At 72.6% G+C, this 18,392-nt stretch carries 15 protein-coding genes; 12 read left to right on the forward strand and 3 right to left on the reverse strand.

Annotated elements, in window-relative coordinates; translation table 11 throughout:
• Positions 1–178: 178 nt before the first annotated feature.
• The 9 genes from FBY22_RS06830 to FBY22_RS06870 all read left to right on the forward strand — a co-directional run bounded on the left by FBY22_RS06830 (position 179) and on the right by FBY22_RS06870 (position 12,355).
• The gene (locus FBY22_RS06830) at positions 179–568 is read left to right on the forward strand and encodes a cell division protein SepF (protein WP_174267101.1); all 390 of its coding nucleotides are present in this window, start codon (positions 179–181) and stop codon (positions 566–568) included.
• 505 nt (positions 569–1,073) lie between these two features.
• Complete coding sequence (locus FBY22_RS06835; protein WP_142143223.1) at positions 1,074–2,252, forward strand: ATP-binding protein; 1,179 nt, start codon at positions 1,074–1,076, stop codon at positions 2,250–2,252.
• Positions 2,249–2,587, forward strand: a complete 339-nt coding sequence (locus FBY22_RS06840; protein ID WP_142143225.1) for a nucleotide pyrophosphohydrolase — start codon at positions 2,249–2,251, stop codon at positions 2,585–2,587. The genes FBY22_RS06835 and FBY22_RS06840 overlap by 4 nt, the downstream gene beginning before the upstream one ends.
• Before the next feature lie 180 nt (positions 2,588–2,767).
• A complete protein-coding gene (locus FBY22_RS06845) occupies positions 2,768–3,238 on the forward strand; it encodes a DUF6099 family protein (protein WP_142143226.1) in 471 nt (156 codons plus the stop codon).
• Between the two features lie 433 nt (positions 3,239–3,671).
• Positions 3,672–4,595, forward strand: a complete 924-nt coding sequence (locus FBY22_RS06850) for an LLM class F420-dependent oxidoreductase (RefSeq protein ID WP_142143228.1) — start codon at positions 3,672–3,674, stop codon at positions 4,593–4,595.
• A gap of 144 nt (positions 4,596–4,739) precedes the next feature.
• Positions 4,740–6,209 carry a 3' terminal RNA ribose 2'-O-methyltransferase Hen1 gene (locus FBY22_RS06855; RefSeq protein ID WP_142143230.1) on the forward strand — a complete coding sequence of 490 codons (1,470 nt, stop codon included), beginning with the start codon at positions 4,740–4,742 and terminating at the stop codon, positions 6,207–6,209.
• Positions 6,206–8,752: a polynucleotide kinase-phosphatase gene (locus FBY22_RS06860; protein WP_142143232.1), complete on the forward strand. Its 2,547-nt coding sequence runs from the start codon at positions 6,206–6,208 to the stop codon at positions 8,750–8,752. The genes FBY22_RS06855 and FBY22_RS06860 overlap by 4 nt, the downstream gene beginning before the upstream one ends.
• A gap of 219 nt (positions 8,753–8,971) precedes the next feature.
• On the forward strand, positions 8,972–11,080 hold the full coding sequence (locus tag FBY22_RS06865) for a RiPP maturation radical SAM C-methyltransferase (RefSeq protein WP_260844727.1): 2,109 nt from the start codon (positions 8,972–8,974) through the stop codon (positions 11,078–11,080).
• Between the two features lie 3 nt (positions 11,081–11,083).
• Entirely contained in the window at positions 11,084–12,355 is a 1,272-nt protein-coding gene (locus tag FBY22_RS06870) for an MFS transporter (RefSeq protein ID WP_142143236.1), read from the forward strand.
• On the opposite strand, the gene FBY22_RS06875 is transcribed toward FBY22_RS06870, so the two are convergent.
• Entirely contained in the window at positions 12,335–13,225 is an 891-nt protein-coding gene (locus FBY22_RS06875) for an NAD(+)/NADH kinase (RefSeq protein ID WP_142143238.1), read from the reverse strand. The genes FBY22_RS06870 and FBY22_RS06875 overlap by 21 nt on opposite strands.
• Complete coding sequence (locus tag FBY22_RS06880) at positions 13,222–14,325, reverse strand: SPFH domain-containing protein (protein ID WP_142143240.1); 1,104 nt, start codon at positions 14,323–14,325, stop codon at positions 13,222–13,224. The genes FBY22_RS06875 and FBY22_RS06880 overlap by 4 nt, the downstream gene beginning before the upstream one ends.
• Positions 14,326–14,455: 130 nt before the next feature.
• Between FBY22_RS06880 and FBY22_RS06885 the strand changes: the two genes are divergently transcribed.
• Together FBY22_RS06885 and argF are read left to right on the forward strand one after the other, a co-directional pair.
• Positions 14,456–15,676 (forward strand): arginine deiminase, encoded by a 1,221-nt coding sequence (locus FBY22_RS06885; RefSeq protein WP_142143242.1) that lies wholly within the window; start codon positions 14,456–14,458, stop codon positions 15,674–15,676.
• 80 nt (positions 15,677–15,756) lie between these two features.
• Positions 15,757–16,764, forward strand: a complete 1,008-nt coding sequence (argF, locus tag FBY22_RS06890) for an ornithine carbamoyltransferase (RefSeq protein ID WP_142143244.1) — start codon at positions 15,757–15,759, stop codon at positions 16,762–16,764.
• 48 nt (positions 16,765–16,812) lie between these two features.
• Here the strand turns inward: argF and FBY22_RS06895 are convergent, their stop codons facing one another.
• Positions 16,813–17,265 (reverse strand): ATP-binding protein, encoded by a 453-nt coding sequence (locus FBY22_RS06895; RefSeq protein WP_142143246.1) that lies wholly within the window; start codon positions 17,263–17,265, stop codon positions 16,813–16,815.
• Positions 17,266–17,563: 298 nt separating this feature from the next.
• Here FBY22_RS06895 and FBY22_RS06900 point away from each other — a divergent pair, with 298 nt between their 5' ends.
• Positions 17,564–18,391 carry an enoyl-CoA hydratase family protein gene (locus FBY22_RS06900; protein ID WP_142143248.1) on the forward strand — a complete coding sequence of 276 codons (828 nt, stop codon included), beginning with the start codon at positions 17,564–17,566 and terminating at the stop codon, positions 18,389–18,391.
• Position 18,392 lies beyond the last annotated feature (1 nt).

An 18,392-nucleotide genomic window follows, 5' to 3' on the forward strand; every position in this document is an offset into this window, starting at 1 on the left:
TGAGCGGGGTGTGGCCGGAGGTGAAGAGTCCGGTGTGAGCCCGGTAAGACCTGGAATGTGTGGCTGGTTGCGTCCCGTGGGACAGTCGCGGACCGTGTCGCTGTTGGGCCGAACGGGTGACTTGGCGTAAGAATTGGGTGGTGCAGGAAATGAAGGCGAGTCAGTTCGGGGGGAACCGGTGAACAGGTACGACGTCACCGATGAGCAGTGGGAGGGGCTCGCCCAGGTCGTGCCGTTGCGGGGCCGGGACGCCTGGCCGTCCGCGGTGGACCATCGCTCGCACCCGGAAGCGGTCACCGAACCGCGCCGCCGCTTCGTCGTCCTGCGGGTCAACGTCTTCGGCGACGCGCGCGAGGTCGCCGAGACCCTGATGGCCGGGATCCCGGTCCTTCTCGACCTCAGCGGCGCGGAGACGGAGGTCGCCAAGCGCGTCCTCGACTTCAGCACCGGAGTCGTCTTCGGCCTGGCGAGCGGTATGCACCGCGTCGACCGCAACGTGTTCCTCCTCGCCCCGGCCGGCACGGAGGTGACGGGCCTGATGGAGAGCGCGGGAGTCTCCGGCGGCTGAACCGGGGCCGTTCGGCGGGGCCGATGTCCCCGGGTGGGCGCGGGGCCTTCCGCCTCTGGGGGTCGGCGCGAGTGGACTCCCAGCCCGATGCCGGGAGGCCGTCACCGGCGGGCGCCGACGGAGGCCGGGGCTTGGGGTCCGGTGTTGCGACCGGAGGCCGGGGCTTGGGGTCCGGTGTTGCGACCGGAAGCCGGGTCTTGGGTCCGGTCTTGCGGTCGGGCGGCGGGTCTTGGGTCCGGTCTTGCGGTCGGGCGGCGGGTCTTCGTGCCCGGGTTTCCGGTCCGGCGGCGGGTCTTTGGCTTCGGTCCTGCTGCCGGGGGCCGGGGGCCGGGTCGTTCGGTTAGGTCCCGCTGCCGGGCGACGAGTCTTCCGGTTCGTGCCGGATGGCAGTTCGTGTCGGATGACCCGGCTTCGTCAGGTGCGGGCACCCGCACTGTCGCCCGTTCGTGGGAAGGGTGGCCTGGTGGAACGGTTCCGCAGGGTTGCGGGGTCGTACGGTCCGGGCATGAGCGTGTCATCTCTGTCACCGGAGCCGGGCAGCCCTCCGCCGTCGCTGTCCGACCGGCCCGCGGTGGCCCGCCCCTGCCTCACCGAGTTGCGGCTGTCCGCCTTCGCCGGTCACCGTGGCGCGCGGTTCGCGATCGGGCCCGTCACCCTCTTCGCCGGGCCCAGCGGCTGCGGAAAGACCACCGCGTTACGGGCGTACGAGGCGCTCTCCCGGCTCGGCGGAGGCGCCCCGGTCGCCGAGGTGTTCCCCGACCCGGGCGCCTGCGTGCCCGACCGGGCCCGGCCCGACGCCCAGCGCCGCCGCGGCTTCCGCATCGGCTGCACGGCCGACGGCCCCGAGGGACCGGTCCGCCTCGACGTCGCCGTACAGGCCGAGCCCGAACTGCGGATCGTGGGGGAGCGCCTGACCTCCGGCGGCCTGGTCCTGCTGGAGAGCGCCCTGCGCGACCCCGCCCGCCGTGTCGTCCAGGCCGCCTGGCACACGGCCGGCGCGACCGCGGTGACCCGCGCCCCGCTGCCCGACGACCGGCTCGGCACGGCGCTGCTGCCGCTGCGCGTGGCCGGCAAGACCGACGGACAGCGCCAGGTGCTCGCCGCCGCCGAACAGATGGTCGTCGCCCTGCGCTCGGTCTTCGCCTGCGACCCCCGCCCCGGCCGCATGCGCCTCCCGGTGCCGACGGCCTCCGGCCGGCTCCTGCCCGGCTGCGACAACCTCGCGGACGTCCTGTGGCGCACCCGCGCCGAGTGCGGGCGGCGGCACGCGCAGCTCGTCGCCGCGGTGCGCGCCGGATGCGCCGGGGCGGTGACCGACGTACTCGCCGAACCGCTCGGCGACGGCACGGTCCGCGGCCTGCTCGACCGGGGCGACGGCTTCCGGACGGCCTTCGAGCGGCTGGGCGACGGCGAACTGCGCTACGTCGCCCTCGCCCTGGTCCTGCTGACCGGGCCGGGTGTGCTGGAGGTGGACGCGGCCGGCGAGGTACCCGCCGCCATGCAGACGCTCACCGTCCTCGCCGACGCCTTCGACCGCTCACTTGACCCGTGCCAGCGCCGTGAACTGCTGCGGCTGGCCGCGCGCATGGGACAACGGGGTCACATCCGCGTGGTCGCCGGGATCGGCGACGCGTCGTGGACCGCCGGGGCCGACGGGGTCACGGTGGTACACCTGGAGCCGTGAACGATCCCTCGCGCGAACCCCTCGACGTGGCGAGACTGCAGCGCAGGCTCGCCGACTTCGCGGCCGCCCGCAACTGGCAGCCGTACCACACCCCCAAGAACCTGGTGGCCGCGCTCAGCGTGGAGGCCTCCGAACTCGTCGAGATCTTCCAGTGGCTGACGCCGGAGGAGTCGGCCCGGGTGATGGACGACCCGGGCACCGCACACCGGGTGACCGACGAAGTCGCCGACGTCCTCGCCTACTTGCTCCAGCTCTGCAACGTCCTGGACATCGACCCTCTCGCGGCACTCGACGCCAAGATCGACCGCAACGAGCTGCGGTTCCCGGCGCCGTAAGGAGCCGTTCGATCCGCTTTCACTCTCCGCAGTCAAATCCGGTCTGAAATCGATTTGTTGTCCACAGATTTCCGCCCACCTCTGGCTTTTCGTCTCACAGACCCTCACTCTGGGTAGTGGACAACGGAGTTCGGGCGGACGGACGCGTGGGCAGCGCGTCAAGACGGACGGGGGCAGCGCATGGACGCTGTTCGGCTCATCGTGACCAGCAGGCGCGCCCTGGCGATGGGCGGTGGTGCACCGGAGATCCTGACGGAGGTGTGGCAGGCGCAGGCCCTGGCCCAGGCGGTAGGCAGCCGCCTCGCGGTCGCCGGCCCGCCCGAACTGCGGGGCGAGGCACTGGGGTTGACCGAGCTGGCGGGCCGGGGCTGCGGCGTCCTGGACACCCCGCGGCTCGCCCAGGGCGACCTGCGCGCGGCCCAGCTGACCGAACTGGGCGACACCCGCCAGGCCCTGCTCTGCCTCGGCGGCCTCCTCGGCGAGGTCGGGATCGCCCTGGTGGGCCTCGCCTGCGCCGCGGACGACGAGGCCACCTACTGGCAGTGCATGGAGGCCATCGACGCGGCCGACGAGTCCCGGGACCGGGTGCGGGACATGCTCCGCAAACTGGCGGAGGGGGAGCAGCGGCTGCCCGAGAGGGAGGCGGGCTAGGACCCTTCGACGGATCTCCGGTTCGACGCACATCCGGTTCGACGCATGTCCGGTTTCACGGATCTGTGGCAGAAGGACTTCAGAAGCCTGAGCCCGGCCCCCCGGGACGGACCTGGACCTCGCCGCCTTTGGCGCCACCCTTCGGCCGGCAGGTGCTCCCAGCCTGCGGCGGCACCGTTGACTCTTCGGACATGACGGCCTCCTCGGCCCCGGGCCCCGCGACAACAGAGGCCGACACGGGTGACGCTCCGGCGAGCACCGGCCGGTGCGGGCGCCGGGCGGTCCGGCTCCGCACGAGCAACGATCACCGTCGGGCCCGGTCACTGGCGCGGGCCCCCACGGACCGCGTTGACGCGTTCTCACCCGGCCGGGGACGGGAGTGACGGCGGGTACCGGTGCGGTGGACCGGCACGGAGGTGTGCAGGATGGATGTATGGACCTGCGCATCTTCACCGAGCCCCAGCAAGGGGCCACCTACGACACCCTGCTCACCGTGGCGAAGGCCACCGAGGACCTCGGATTCGACGCGTTCTTCCGCTCCGACCACTACCTGAAGATGGGCGACGTCGACGGCCTGCCCGGCCCCACCGACGCCTGGATCACCCTCGCCGGACTCGCCCGCGAGACCAAGCGCATCCGTCTGGGCACCCTGATGACCGCCGCCACCTTCCGCCTCCCCGGCGTCCTCGCCATCCAGGTCGCGCAGGTCGACCAGATGTCCGGCGGCCGCGTGGAACTCGGCATCGGCGCGGGCTGGTTCGAGCAGGAGCACACGGCGTACGGCATTCCGTTCCCCAAGGAGAAGTTCTCCCGCCTGGAGGAGCAGCTGGCCGTCGTCACCGGCCTGTGGCAGACGAAGCCCGGCGCCACCTTCGACTTCCACGGCGCCCACTACGACCTCACCGACTCGCCCGCCCTGCCCAAGCCCGCCCAGGAGAAGATCCCCGTCCTGATCGGCGGCCACGGCCCCACCCGCACCCCGCGCCTCGCCGCCCGATACGCCGACGAGTTCAACATGCCGTTCGGCTCGATCGAGGACTGCGAGCGCCAGTTCGCCCGCGTCCGCACCGCCGCCGAGGAAGCCGGCCGCAAGGGCGACGACCTCGTCTACTCCAATGCCCTCGTCGTCTGCGTCGGCAAGGACGACCAGGAGGTCGCCCGCCGGGCCGCCGCCATCGGCCGCGAGGTCGACGAGCTCAAGGCCAACGGCCTGGCCGGCACCCCGTCCGAGGTCGTCGAGAAGATCGGCCGCTACGCCGCCGTCGGCGCGAGCCGTCTGTACCTCCAGGTCCTCGACCTGGACGACATGGACCACCTGGAGCTGATCTCCGCCCAGGTCCAGTCGCAGCTGTCGTGACCTGAGGAAATAAACCGGGGCGCCGGCCCGGCGCCGTGTGCGAAGGTGGGAGCGTCGTCCTGCCGAGCCCCCAGGATCACCCTTCCTGGGGGCTTTCGCGCGGACGGCACCCGAACCCGTCGACCGGCCTGAGAGGCCCTGCCCATGTTCCTCACCATCACCACCACCGGCACGCCCGAACGCCCGGCCACCGACCTCGGCTTCCTGCTGCACAAGCACCCCGACAAGGCGCAGGCGTTCTCCACCTCCTACGGGACGGCGCACGTCCTCTACCCGGAGGCGGACGATCAGCGCTGCACCGCGGCGCTGCTGCTGGAGGTCGACGCGGTGGCGCTGGTGCGGCGGGGCAAGGGCAAGGGACGCGGCGGGGCGCCCGACGCGGCGCTCGCGCAGTACGTCAACGACCGCCCGTACGCCGCCTCCTCGCTGCTCGCGGTGGCGCTGAGCGGCGTGTTCTCCAGCGCGATGAAGGGCGTGTGCCGGGCCCGGCCCGAACTGCCCGGCCAGGCACGCCCGTTGCGCGTCGAGGTGCCCGCGGTCCCCGCGCGCGGCGGCCCAGGACTCGTGCAGCGCCTGTTCGAGCCGCTCGGCTGGACGGTCACGGCCGAGGCGGTCGCCCTGGACACCGAGTTCCCCGAGTGGGGTGACTCGCGCTATGTGCGTCTGCTGCTGGAGTCCGAGACGCTGACCCTCGCCGAGGCCCTGCGCCACCTGTACGTACTGCTCCCCGTCCTCGACGACGCCAAGCACTACTGGGTGTCGCCCGACGAGGTCGACAAGCTGCTGCGGGCCGGCGAGGGCTGGCTGCCCGGCCACCCCGAACAGAAGCTGATCACCAGCCGTTACCTCTCGCGCCGCTGGTCGCTGACCCGGGAGGCGATGGAGCGGCTGGAACTGGTGCGGCTGGCGGAGGCCGACGACAGCGAGGTCGAGGACATCGACAACGCCGTCGAGGAGGAGACCGGGGCGGAGGAGAAGCCGACCCCGCTCGCCGTGCAGCGAAGGGACGCGATCATCGAGGCCCTGGGCGCCTCCGGGGCGGCCCGGGTGCTCGACCTCGGCTGCGGCCAGGGGCAGTTGGTGCAGGCCCTGCTCAAGGACGCGCGGTTCACCGAGATCGTCGGCGTCGACGTGTCGATGCGGGCGCTGACCATCGCCTCGCGCAGGCTGAAGCTGGACCGCATGGGCGAGCGGCAGGCCGCGCGGGTCACCCTCCTGCAGGGCTCGCTCGCGTACACCGACAAGCGGCTCAAGGGGTACGACGCCGCCGTGCTCAGCGAGGTGATCGAGCACCTCGACCTGCCCCGGCTCCCGGCGCTGGAGTACGCGGTGTTCGGCGCGGCCCGCCCGCGCACGGTCCTCGTCACCACCCCGAACGTCGAGTACAACGTCCGCTGGGAGTCCCTCCCGGCCGGCCACGTCCGGCACGGCGACCACCGCTTCGAGTGGACGCGGGAGGAGTTCCGGACCTGGGCGCACACGGTGGCCGAGCGGCACGGCTACGACGTGGAGTTCGTCCCCGTGGGGCCGGACGACCCCGAGGTCGGTCCGCCCACCCAGATGGCCGTGTTCCGGATGCTCACCACCCACGAGAAGGAGGCGAAGGCGGCATGACCGAGACGACACAGCACGGGGGACGGGTCCTGCCCGTCACCGACCTCTCCCTCGTCGTCCTCGTCGGCGCCTCCGGGTCCGGCAAGTCGACCTTCGCCCGCCGGCACTTCAAGCCGACCGAGGTGATCTCCTCCGACTTCTGCCGCGGCCTGGTCTCCGACGACGAGAACGACCAGAGCGCGACCAGGGACGCCTTCGACGTCCTGCACTACATCGCCGGCAAGCGCCTGGCCGCCGGCCGCCGCACCGTCGTCGACGCCACCAGCGTGCAGCAGGACTCCCGCCGCCAGCTGATCGACCTGGCGCGGCAGTACGACGTGCTGCCCATCGCCATCGTCCTCGACGTGCCGGAGGAGGTGTGCGCCGAGCGCAACGCCGCCCGCACCGACCGGGCCGACATGCCCCGCCGGGTCATCCAGCGACACATCCGCGAACTGCGCCGCTCCATACGCCACCTGGAGCGCGAGGGCTTCCGCAAGGTGCACGTCCTGCGCGGAACGGAGGACATCGAGAACGCCACCGTCGTCACCGAGAAGCGCTTCAACGACCTGACCCACCTCACCGGCCCCTTCGACATCGTCGGTGACATCCACGGCTGTGCCTCGGAGCTGGAGACCCTGCTGGGCAAGCTGGGCTACACCGACGGAGTCCACCCGGAGGGCCGTACGGCCGTCTTCGTCGGCGACCTCGTCGACCGCGGCCCCGACAGCCCGGGCGTGCTGCGCCGCGTGATGTCGATGGTGAAGTCGGGCAACGCGCTGTGCGTGCCGGGCAACCACGAGAACAAGTACGGCCGTTACCTCAAGGGCCGCAAGGTCCAGCACACCCACGGACTCGCCGAGACCATCGAGCAGATGGAGGGGCAGAGCGAGGAGTTCGCCGCCGAGGTACGGGAGTTTATCGACGGGCTCGTCAGCCACTACGTCCTCGACGGCGGCCGGCTCGTGGTCTGCCACGCCGGTCTGCCCGAGAAGTACCACGGCCGCACCTCCGGCCGGGTACGCTCGCACGCCCTGTACGGCGACACGACCGGCGAGACCGACGAGTTCGGGTTGCCCGTGCGCTACCCGTGGGCCGAGGACTACCGGGGCCGGGCTGCCGTGGTCTACGGCCACACCCCGGTACCGGAGGCCACCTGGCTGAACAACACCATCTGCCTGGACACCGGCGCGGTCTTCGGCGGCAAGCTCACGGCGCTGCGCTGGCCGGAGCGCGAACTGGTCGACGTACCGGCCGAACGGGTCTGGTACGAGCCGGCGCGTCCGCTGCGCACCGAGGCCCCGGGCGGGCACGACGGGCGGCCGCTGGACCTGGGCGACGTGCACGGGCGGCGGGTCGTGGAGACACGGCACTCCGGCCGGGTCGCCGTCCGTGAGGAGAACGCGGCCGCGGCTCTCGAGGTCATGAGCCGCTTCGCCGTGGACTCGCGCCTGCTGCCGTACCTGCCGCCGACCATGGCGCCGACGGCGACCAGTCACGTCGAGGGCTTCCTGGAGCACCCGGCCGAGGCCTTCGCGCAGTACGCGGCGGACGGGGTCGCCCGGGTCGTGTGCGAGGAGAAGCACATGGGCTCGCGGGCGGTGGCACTGGTGTGCCGGGACGCGGAGGCCGCGCGCAAGCGGTTCGGCGTCGACGGTCCGACGGGCTCGCTGTACACCCGCACCGGGCGGCCGTTCTTCGACGACGAGTCGGTCACGGAGGAGGTCCTGGGCCGTGTCCGCGCGGCCGTCACCGAGGCCGGTCTGTGGGCCGGACTCGACACCGACTGGCTGCTGCTGGACGCCGAGCTGATGCCGTGGTCGCTGAAGGCGTCCGGGCTGCTGCGCTCGCAGTACGCGGCCGTCGGCGCGGCGTCCGGGGCGGTGTTCCCGGGTGCGCTCACCGCGCTGGAGGGCGCCGCCGAGCGGGGCGTCGAGGTGGCGGCCCTGCTGGACCGGCAGCGCGAACGGGCCTCGGACGCGGCCGCGTTCACGCAGGCCTACCGCCGCTACTGCTGGACGACGGACGGCCTGGACGGCGTACGCCTGGCACCGTTCCAGATCCTGGCGGTCCAGGGCCGCAGCCTCGCCGCGCTGCCGCACGACGAGCAACTCGCCCTGCTCGACCGGCTGGTGGAACACGACGGCAGCGGTCTGCTGCAGACCACCCGGCGGCTCTACGTCGACACCGGCGACCCGGAGTCGGTGCGGGCGGGTGTCGACTGGTGGCTGGAGATGACCGGCCGCGGCGGCGAAGGCATGGTCGTCAAGCCGGTCGGCGCCCTCGTGCGCGGCCCGGAGGGGCGGCTGGTGCAGCCCGGCGTCAAGTGCCGGGGCCGCGAGTACCTGCGGATCATCTACGGCCCGGAGTACACGCGCCCCGACCACCTGACCCGTCTGCGCACCCGCTTCCTGGGCCACAAGCGGTCGCTGGCGATCCGCGAGTACGCCCTGGGCCTGGAGGCCCTGGACCGGCTCGCGGAAGGGGAGCCGCTGTGGCGGGTGCACGAGGCCGTGTTCGGGGTGCTGGCCCTGGAGTCGGAGCCGGTGGACCCGCGGCTTTGAGCCATTCGTGAGCCCCGCTCACCTCACGGCCCACGCCGCCCTTGTGTCCCACAGGTACCCCGCCTAACGTGAACGGGCTTCCGAATCAGCCGAGTTCAAGGAAGGCGGGGCACCGGTGGAGATCAAGAAGGTGATCGTCCGCGAGGAAGAGAAGACCAACCGGCAGCCGCGCGTCCTGGAGAAACGGCCGACGCGCTGAACGGCCTGCGCGTCCACCTGGTGACGATGCCCTGGCATCCGATCGACCTGCCGTCCCTGCAGGTGGGCCTGTTGCACACGCTGGTCTCGCGCACCCGTCCGGGCGACGAGGTGCGCGAGTTCCACGGCTCGCTGCGCTGGGCGGAGTTCCTGCTGAAGCACTCCGGCGGCCGGATCAGGCCGGGCGACTACGTACGGGTCGGCAGCGACTCGATCTTCCACGGCCTGGGCGACTGGGTCTTCTCCGGCGTGCTGTACGACGACCCCGACTGGGGGTCCGCGACGCTGCGCGACTACGCCGAGCGGCGCGGCGTCGCGATCGACACCGCCCGTGAGATGCGCCGGTACGCGGGCGAGTTCATCGCCGAGTGCGCGGCTGCCGTCCTCGCCGACGAACCGGACGTGGTCGGCTTCACGACCACCTTCATGCAGAACGTGTCCTCACTGGCGCTCGCCCGCGAACTCAAGGCGCACAGGCGGGAGTTGCCGGTCGTGTTCGGCGGCAGCAACTGTGACGGCCCGATGGGCCACGCCTTGCACCGCAACCACCCCTTCGTCGACCACGTGGTACGCGGCGAGGGCGAGCACGCCTTCCCGGCGCTCCTGCGCCACCTCGACGCGGGCACCCCACCCGCCGACGTCCCCGGCCTGTGCTGGTGGGACGGGGAGGTCTCGCGCGCCAACCCGGAGTCGCGGCGCACGGTCGCGCCCGCGGACATCCCCTCGCCCGACTACGACGACTGGCAGCGGGCCCTCGACGCCTCCCCGGTCGCCGAGTACGTGCACCCCAAACTGGTCGTCGAGGGGGCGCGCGGCTGCTGGTGGGGCGAGAAGCACCACTGCACCTTCTGCGGTCTCAACGGCTCGGCGATGGCCTTCCGCGCCAAGCCCGGTGAACGCCTGTGGTCCGAGGTCGACCGGCTGGTGCGCCGGCACCGCATCCTCGACGTCGTCACCGTCGACAACATCATCGACATGGCCTACTTCCGGGACTTCCTGCCCCGCGCGGCGGCCAGCGGCTGGGACCTGCGGATGCACTACGAGGTGAAGTCCAACCTCACGCCCGACCAGCTCGCCCTGCTCGCCGACTCCGGCACCGTCCACATCCAGCCCGGCATCGAGAGCCTGGGCAGCCGTGTCCTGGACCTCATGGACAAGGGCGTCACCGGCGCCCGCAACGTCCGCACGCTGCGCGAGTGCGAGAACCACTCCCTGACCTGCTCCTGGAACCTTCTCTACGGCTTCCCCGGCGAGAGCGGCGACGACTACACCGCGGTCGTCGACCAGCTCCCCGCCCTCGTCCACCTCCAGCCCCCGGGCGGCGCCCACCGCATCCAGCTCGAACGGTTCAGCCCGCACTTCAACGACCCCGCCCTCGGCTTCGGTGAGCGCCGCCCGGCCGAGATGTACCGGCACGTCTACGACCTGCCCGAGGACGAACTGACCGATCTGGTCTACCTCTTCGACACGGCGGACGCCGGAATCACCGGGGACGTCGAGGCGCGGCTGAAGGCAGGCGTGGAGCGCTGGCTGCTCGGGCACCCCACGTCCCGGCTGACCTTCGCGGAGGACGGCGACGACCTCCTCGTACACGACCGCCGGGAGGGCTGGCCGCGGCGCGACCACCGGTTCGGCGGGTGGCGGGCGGACGCGCTGCGGCACCTGGAGGCCGGACGGAACGACAGGGCCCTGCACCGCCTGCTGACCGGAGCCGGGTACGACTGCTCACCTGCGGAACTCGCCAGGTGGCTCCAACGCGCCGTCGAACTGGGCCTGCTGTTCCGTGACGGGCGGACCTTCGTGTCCCTGCCCACCTGGGGCGAGCCGGTACGAGTGGACGAGCCCGGGCATGCATACGGAATGCTCTACCACCGGCGCGGACCCGATTTCGTCACCGTCATGGACCGCAGGGACAAGGAGGCGTCGGCCCGCTACACGCTCGACGACCCCGACCTGCTCGCCACCTTCGACCTGCTGCAAGAACCCGTCTCCGTCGCCGAGTTGAGCGACGTCCAGCGGGAAGCCGTGGCGCTTCTGGCCGGCGAGGGACTGGCCCGGGTGACCGACGGCCAGGCCGTGGCCCTGCCGCCCCGCATCCGGCGCTGGCCCGTCCCCTGCACCGGAATCTGACGGGTGACCCTCCCGCCCGACGACCGCCCACTGCGGCGGCACCGCCCCTTCGTGCTGCTCTGCGCCGAGCAGACGGCCGGCTCCGTCGGCCGCCAGGTCACCGCTCTCGCCCTGACCCTGCTCGCCGTCACGGAGCTGCACGCCGGGCCGTTCGCCGCGTCCGTGATCCTGGCGCTGACGTACCTGCCCGGCGCGGTGCTGAGCCCGTTCGCCGGAGTGCTCGTCGACCGCGTGTGCCTGCGCCGTCTGCTGGTCGCGGCGACCGCCCTGCAGGCCCTGGTCGTCGGCTCGGTCCCGCTGGCCCGCGCCGCCGGGCACGTCACCTGGCCGCACGTGTACGCCGTCGCCGCCGTCTCCGGCACCCTGACCTTCACCCTCTCCGTGGGCCTCCAGGCCGCCCTGCCCCGGGTCGTCGGCCCCCGGCGGCTGCTCGCCGCCAACTCCGTGCTCACCGGTGCCCGCACGGCCGGCCAGATCGGCGGCCCCGCGCTCGGCGGCGTCCTCGTCGGCCTCGCCGGTACCGGTCCCGCGCTGGCCGTGGGCGGCGCCGCGTACGCCGTGGAGGCGGTGCTGCTGTTCGCCCTGCCGCAGGCCCTCGACACGGCGGCCGGGCACCGCGACCCCGCCCGCTCGGCGCCGGCCTCCGCGCTGCGGGCGGGACTCGACGTCGTACGCGCCGACCGGCTGCTGTACCGGATGGTGCTGGCGGGCGCCGGCCTCAACCTCGGCGCCGGTGCGGTCGCCGCGCTGTACGTGCTGTACGCGACCGACGAACTCCGTCTCGCTGCGTGGCAGTTGGGTACGACATACGCCGCGTTCAGCGTGGCCACCGTGCTCGGCGTCCTGGCGGCCGGGCGGTTCGGCGAGAGCCTGGGAGCGTGGCGGGCGACCCGGATCTGCGGGCTGCTGGCCGGCGCCGCGATCTTCCTGGTCCCGGCGGCGGCCCTGGGCGGGGCGTTCCCGCTGCTGCTCGCGTACCAGCTCGGATACGGCCTGGCCGCCACGGTGTGGTCCGTCTCCATGACCACCCTGCAGCAGCTGGCGGCGCCGGCCGGTCTGCAGGGCCGCGTCGCCGGTCTCACCCAGGCGGTGCTCCTGGCGACCGTGCCCGTCGGCGCGCTGGGCGGCGGCACGCTCGCGGCCGCGCTTGGCGACGTGACGGTGCTGGTGGCGTCCGCCGCGGTCGCGCTGGTGTCGGCCGCCGCCCTCTGGGCGCCGGTGCGCGAAGGGCGGGCGGCGGGGGAGGAGGCCCGGCTAGCCGACCAGCCGCAGTGACGTGCCCGCCACGCCGACCCGCACCGACTGTCCCCAGGTCAGCTCCAGCGCGTCCGTCTCCATCCCGTCCCCGAAGGCGACGAGCCGCTCCGACTCGACGGTGACCTGCAGGCGGGCGGTGGCGGCGAGTTCCCCGGCCACCAGAGACGTCCCGGTGGCAGGCGAAGGCCACGCCTCCCGCACGAACCACAGCAGGCGGTGCTCGGTGGGGCGGGGCAGCTCCACCGAGGCGCCCCGCTCCTGCCACACCGACCTGATCCAGCCCGTCGCGCCGGTCCCCGTGCCCACCAGCACCCCGGAGGAGGCCTGGGCCTCGACGACACCCCCGTCGTCCTCGAGGCCCAGGCGGTACCTGGCCGTCTGGTGTCCGGCGGCGCCCAGGTAGATCTCGTTCAGCGCGACCAGCCGCTGCGTGTCGTCGGCGACGGCCTCGACCATCGTCAGCTCGTCCACGCTCGTCCCGGCCACCGCCAGCAGCTTCGCCGCGTCCCGCGGCCGGTGCCGTACCAGCACGCCCGGGTTGCGGCCGGGATCCGCGTCGATGCCCAGCACCGGCTGTCCGGCGAGGTACTTGGCCACGTTCGCCACCAGACCGTCCTGGCCCACGACCACCACGACGTCCTCCGGGCCGAACAGGAAGCGGTCCAGGTCGGCGCGTTCCACCCGTGCCTGCCGCCAGGTCAGCGGGATGGCCGCGGTCACTTCGGCGAGCGCCCGCCGTGCCCGCCGGTGCCGCTCGGCGACCTCCTCGATGTCCCGCCCCCGGGAGGAGAGGAAGAAGGCGGCCTGCCCGTGGGTGCCGTGATGGGCCAGCAACTCCTCGTACTCGGTGATGCGATGGACCAGGACGGCGCGGGGTGCGAGGCTCACGCCGGTTCCCCGCCGCCGAGCCGCGCCAGCAGTCCCGTCAGCACGTCCGGCGAGACGGTCACGCTGTCGATGCGCGGCAGGTTCTCCGCCAGCCGGGTCCCGGTGAGGGCGTGCAGGGTCGCCACGTCGACCTCGCCGTGCACCCGCAGCCACGCGGCCTGCGCCTGGGCCCGTGCCTCGCCGACCTCGCGCTGCGCCTCGGCCTCCGCGCGGGCGAGCCGTACCGTCTTCGTCGCCTCGGCCTCGGCGAGCCGCTCGGTGCGCTGCGCCTCGGCGTCCGCCAGCCGCACCGACCGGGTCGCCTCCGCCTCCGCGAGCCGGACCGTCCGTGCCGCCTCGGCCTCGGCCCGGACCGCGTCGGCCGCCGCGTGCTCCTCCGCCTCGCGCCGCGCGTTCGTGCCCCGCTGCTCCACCAACTGCTCCTCGCGGCGGGCGAGTTCGATCTGGCTGGCCAGTTCGTTCTCGGCGATCGTGCGCTCCCGCTCGACGGCCACGGCCCGGCGCTCGTACGTCGCCCGGTCGGCCTCCTGCTGGATCTGCTCCCGGGCGGGAGTGCGCAGCGCCCGTTCGACCTCCGGCTCCGGGCGCAGCGCGATCACGCGCACCGCGACCACCTCGATACCGGTCGCCGGCAGGCGCGGTTCGGCCGCGAGGCCCGCCGCGACCCGTTCCCGTACCGCCGTCACCCCGTCGACCAGCGCCGACGACAGGGACGTACGGGCGAGGACGTCCAGCGCGTGCTGCTGTGCCGTCTCCGTCAGCAGCGTGCCGAGCTGTTCCAGCGGCGCGCCCCGCCACACCCCGGTGTCCGGGTCGACGGAGAAGTCGAGGCGGGCCGCGGCGAGGGCCGGGTCGCTGATCCGGTACGTCACCGTCGCCTGCACCGCCACGTCCTGGAAGTCGGACGTGCGGGCATGGAAGGTCATCGCCAACTCGCGGTCGTCGACCGGGACTTCGGACAGTGCCGCGGTCAGTGCGCGGAACCAGAAGCTGAGCCCCGGCCCGTCGTGCAGCAGCTTTCCGTCCCGGTGGTGCCGGATGTGCGCCGTCGGCGCGCCCCTGAGGTGGCGCCAGCCCAGGCGCCGGGTGATGTCGGCCATCGGACCCCCTCGTTCTCGTCTCCCCGACGATAACCGGAAGCCCTCGTTATCGTCAAGAGGACGAGAATTGGGGACGGAAGAAACCCACGAGCCACGGGTCAAGTCGCCCCCCGGTGGTCAGGATGGAGGCATGGGATTCCATGTCGACTCCGAGGCCGGGCGGCTGCGCCGCGTCATCCTTCACCGGCCCGATCTCGAGCTCAAAAGGCTCACCCCCAGCAACAAGGACGCACTGCTCTTCGACGACGTTCTGTGGGTGCGCCGGGCGCGCGCCGAGCACGACGGCTTCGCCGACGTCCTGCGCGACCGCCAGGTCGCCGTCCACCTCTTCGGCGACCTGCTCACCGAGGCCCTGGCGATCCCGGCGGCCCGCACCCTCGTCCTGGACCGGGTCTTCGACGAGAAGGAGTACGGCGTCCTGGCCACCGACCACCTCAGAGCCGCCTTCGAGACCATGCCCCCGGCCGAGCTGGCGGAGGCGCTGGTCGGCGGCATGACCAAACGCGAGTTCCTGGACGCGCACCCGGAGCCGACCTCGGTCCGCTTCCACGTCATGGACCTCGACGACTTCCTCCTCGCCCCGCTGCCCAACCACCTCTTCACCCGCGACACCTCCGCCTGGATCTACGACGGGGTCTCCGTCAACGCCATGCGCTGGCCGGCCCGGCAGCGTGAGACGGTCCACTTCGAGGCGATCTACCGGCACCACCCGCTCTTCCGCGACGAGACCTTCCATGTCTGGTCGGAGGGGCAGGTCGACTACCCGTCCACGATCGAGGGCGGGGACGTCCTGGTCATCGGCAACGGCGCCGTCCTGATCGGCATGAGCGAGCGGACCACGCCGCAGGCCGTCGAGATGCTCGCGCACAAGCTCTTCGCGGCCGGCTCGGCCCGGACCATCGTCGCCCTCGACATGCCCAAGCGGCGCGCCTTCATGCACCTCGACACCGTGATGACGATGGTCGACGGCGACACCTTCACCCAGTACGCGGGCCTCGGGATGCTCCGCTCGTACACCATCGAGCCGGGCGTCGGCGAGGAGCTGAAGGTCACCGACCATCCGCCGGAGCACATGCACCGTGCGATCGCCGCCGCCCTCGGGCTGAGCGAGATCCGCGTCCTGACCGCCACGCAGGACGTGCACGCCGCCGAGCGGGAGCAGTGGGACGACGGCTGCAACGTCCTGGCCGTCGAACCGGGCGTCGTCGTCGCCTACGAGCGCAACGCCACCACCAACACCCACCTGCGCAAGCAGGGCATCGAGGTCATCGAGATCCCGGGCAGCGAGCTGGGGCGGGGGAGGGGCGGGCCGCGCTGCATGAGCTGCCCGGTCGAACGCGAGGCCGTATAGGCGCACATTCATGTGCATAGAAATGCTGAAGGTCGTATAGACTTCCACGGTCCGTTGTTCCCGCATCTCTGGAGCGCCCCATGGCGACAGTCCCGACCGCCCTCGCCGGGCGCCACTTCCTCAAGGAGCTCGACTTCACCGCGGAGGAGTTCCTCGGCCTGGTCGGGCTGGCCGCGGAGCTGAAGGCGGCCAAGAAGGCCGGGGCCGAGAAGCGGTACCTCAAGGGCAGGAACATCGCGCTGATCTTCGAGAAGACCTCGACGCGCACGCGCTGCGCGTTCGAGGTCGCCGCCGCGGACCAGGGCGCCTCGACGACCTACCTCGACCCGTCCGGCTCGCAGATCGGGCACAAGGAGTCCGTGAAGGACACCGCGCGCGTGCTCGGCCGGATGTACGACGCGATCGAGTACCGGGGCGACAGCCAGCAGAAGGTCGAGGAGCTGGCCGCCCACGCCGGCGTGCCCGTCTACAACGGCCTCACCGACGACTGGCACCCCACCCAGATGCTCGCCGACGTGCTCACCATGACCGAGCACACCGCCAAGCCGGTCGACCGGATCGCCTTCGCCTACCTCGGCGACGCCCGCTTCAACATGGGCAACTCCTACCTGATCACCGGCGCCCTGCTCGGCATGGACGTCCGCATCGTGGCCCCGAAGCACTACTGGCCGGTCCAGGAGGTCATCGACCGGGCACACGAACTCGCCGGGGCGAGCGGCGCCCGGATCACGCTGACCGAGACCCTGGCCGACGGCGTCCGGGGCGCCGACTTCGTCGCCACCGACGTCTGGGTCTCCATGGGTGAGCCCAAGGAGGTCTGGAGCGAGCGGATCGCCGCGCTCGCCCCGTACGCCGTGACCATGGACGTCCTGCGCGCCACCGGCAACCCCGACGTCAGGTTCCTGCACTGTCTGCCGGCCTTCCACGACCTGGGCACCAAGGTGGGGCAGGAGATCCACGACAGCCACGGCCTCACGTCGCTGGAGGTGACCGACGAGGTCTTCGAGTCGGCCCACTCGGTGGTCTTCGACGAGGCCGAGAACCGGCTGCACACGATCAAGGCGATCCTGGTCGCCACCCTGGCCTGACCTGCCGGGCCGCCCCCGGGCCCGCCACCGACGTGACCGGCCCCGCCGTCACACGGCCCGGCGCTGCGGGGGCACGCAGGGCAGCCGGAACCACACCGCCTTCCCGGAATGCGTCGCCCGGTGCCCGCAGGACGAGCTGAGCGCGCGGATCAGCAGCAGCCCGCGCCCGTGCTCCTGCCAGGGGTCGGGCATCCCCGGGCCCGGTGTCGTCAGATCGCCCGGGGGTGCCGGGTCGGGGTCGTGGACCTCCACCCGGCAGCCGGACGGCAGCAGCTCCACGACCAGCTCTATCGGAGCGTCCCCCGTGGTGTGCTCCACGGCGTTCGCGACCAGCTCCGCCGTCAGCAGCTCCGCGGTGTCGCTGTCCGCCCCGTGCTCCAGCTCGGCCAGCGCCGTGCGCACGAGCGCGCGGGCCACGGGCACGGCCGCGGCGGAGTGCGGCAGCGCGACGCGCCAGGAGGCGGAGGAGGCGGGGCGTTCTTGCAAGATGGGTCCGTTCATCAGCAGGCAATCCTGCTTTCAACCGTATGAATCCTACGGGCCCGCTCACAGAGACGTCGGGCGGGCGCCGTACGGGACCTTCGGCCCCGTTGCCGGGCGGCTTACCCGTAACAACGGCCTGCCTCGCGCGGCAGCTCCCGCCGTTGCCGCTTCGTCGACGAGCCGTGACGGATGTGACGGCGCCGGGTCACAATCAGCCGCCTTATTGCGCGCTCGTGACGACAGTCACGGATGAGTGATAGCTTCGAAGGGCAGAGCTCGGTACGGCAGCGCCCCGTCCCCCAGGAGGCCGCACGTCATGAGTCCCTTCACCGGCTCGGCCGCCCGCACCTCCCGCTGGGAGCACCTGCGCGTCGACCTCGCCGACACCGTCGCCACCGTCACCCTCGCCCGCCCCGACAAACTCAACGCGCTCACCTTCGGCGCCTACGCCGACCTGCGCGACCTGCTCGCCGAGCTGTCCCGCGAGCGGTCCGTACGGGCCCTGGTGCTGGCCGGCGAGGGACGCGGTTTCTGCTCAGGCGGCGACGTCGACGAGATCATCGGCGCGACCCTCGCCATGGACACCGCCCAGCTCCTCGACTTCAACCGCATGACCGGCCAGACCGTCCGGGCGATCCGCGAGTGCCCGTTCCCGGTGATCGCGGCGGTGCACGGGGTGGCGGCGGGCGCCGGAGCCGTCCTGGCCCTGGCCGCCGACTTCCGGATCGCCGACCCCACCGCCCGGTTCGCGTTCCTGTTCACCCGGGTGGGCCTCTCGGGCGGCGACATGGGCGCGGCCTACCTGCTGCCGAGGGTGGTCGGGCTCGGTCACGCGACCCGGCTGCTGATGCTGGGCGAACCGGTGCGGGCACCGGAGGCCGAGCGCATCGGGCTGATCAGCGAGCTGACGGAGGAGGGCCGGGCCGACGAGGCCGCGCAGGCCCTCGCCCGCCGCCTGGCCGACGGGCCGGCCCTGGCGTACGCACAGACGAAGGCGCTGCTCACGGCCGAACTGGACATGCCGCTCGCCGCCGCGGTCGAACTGGACGCCTCCACCCAGGCCCTCCTCATGAACGGCGAGGACTACGCCGAGTTCCACGCGGCCTTCACGGAGAAGCGCCCGCCGAAATGGCGAGGGAGGTAGG

Origin of the sequence: Streptomyces sp. SLBN-31, assembly GCF_006715395.1 — a bacterium.
GTDB lineage: Bacteria > Actinomycetota > Actinomycetes > Streptomycetales > Streptomycetaceae > Streptomyces.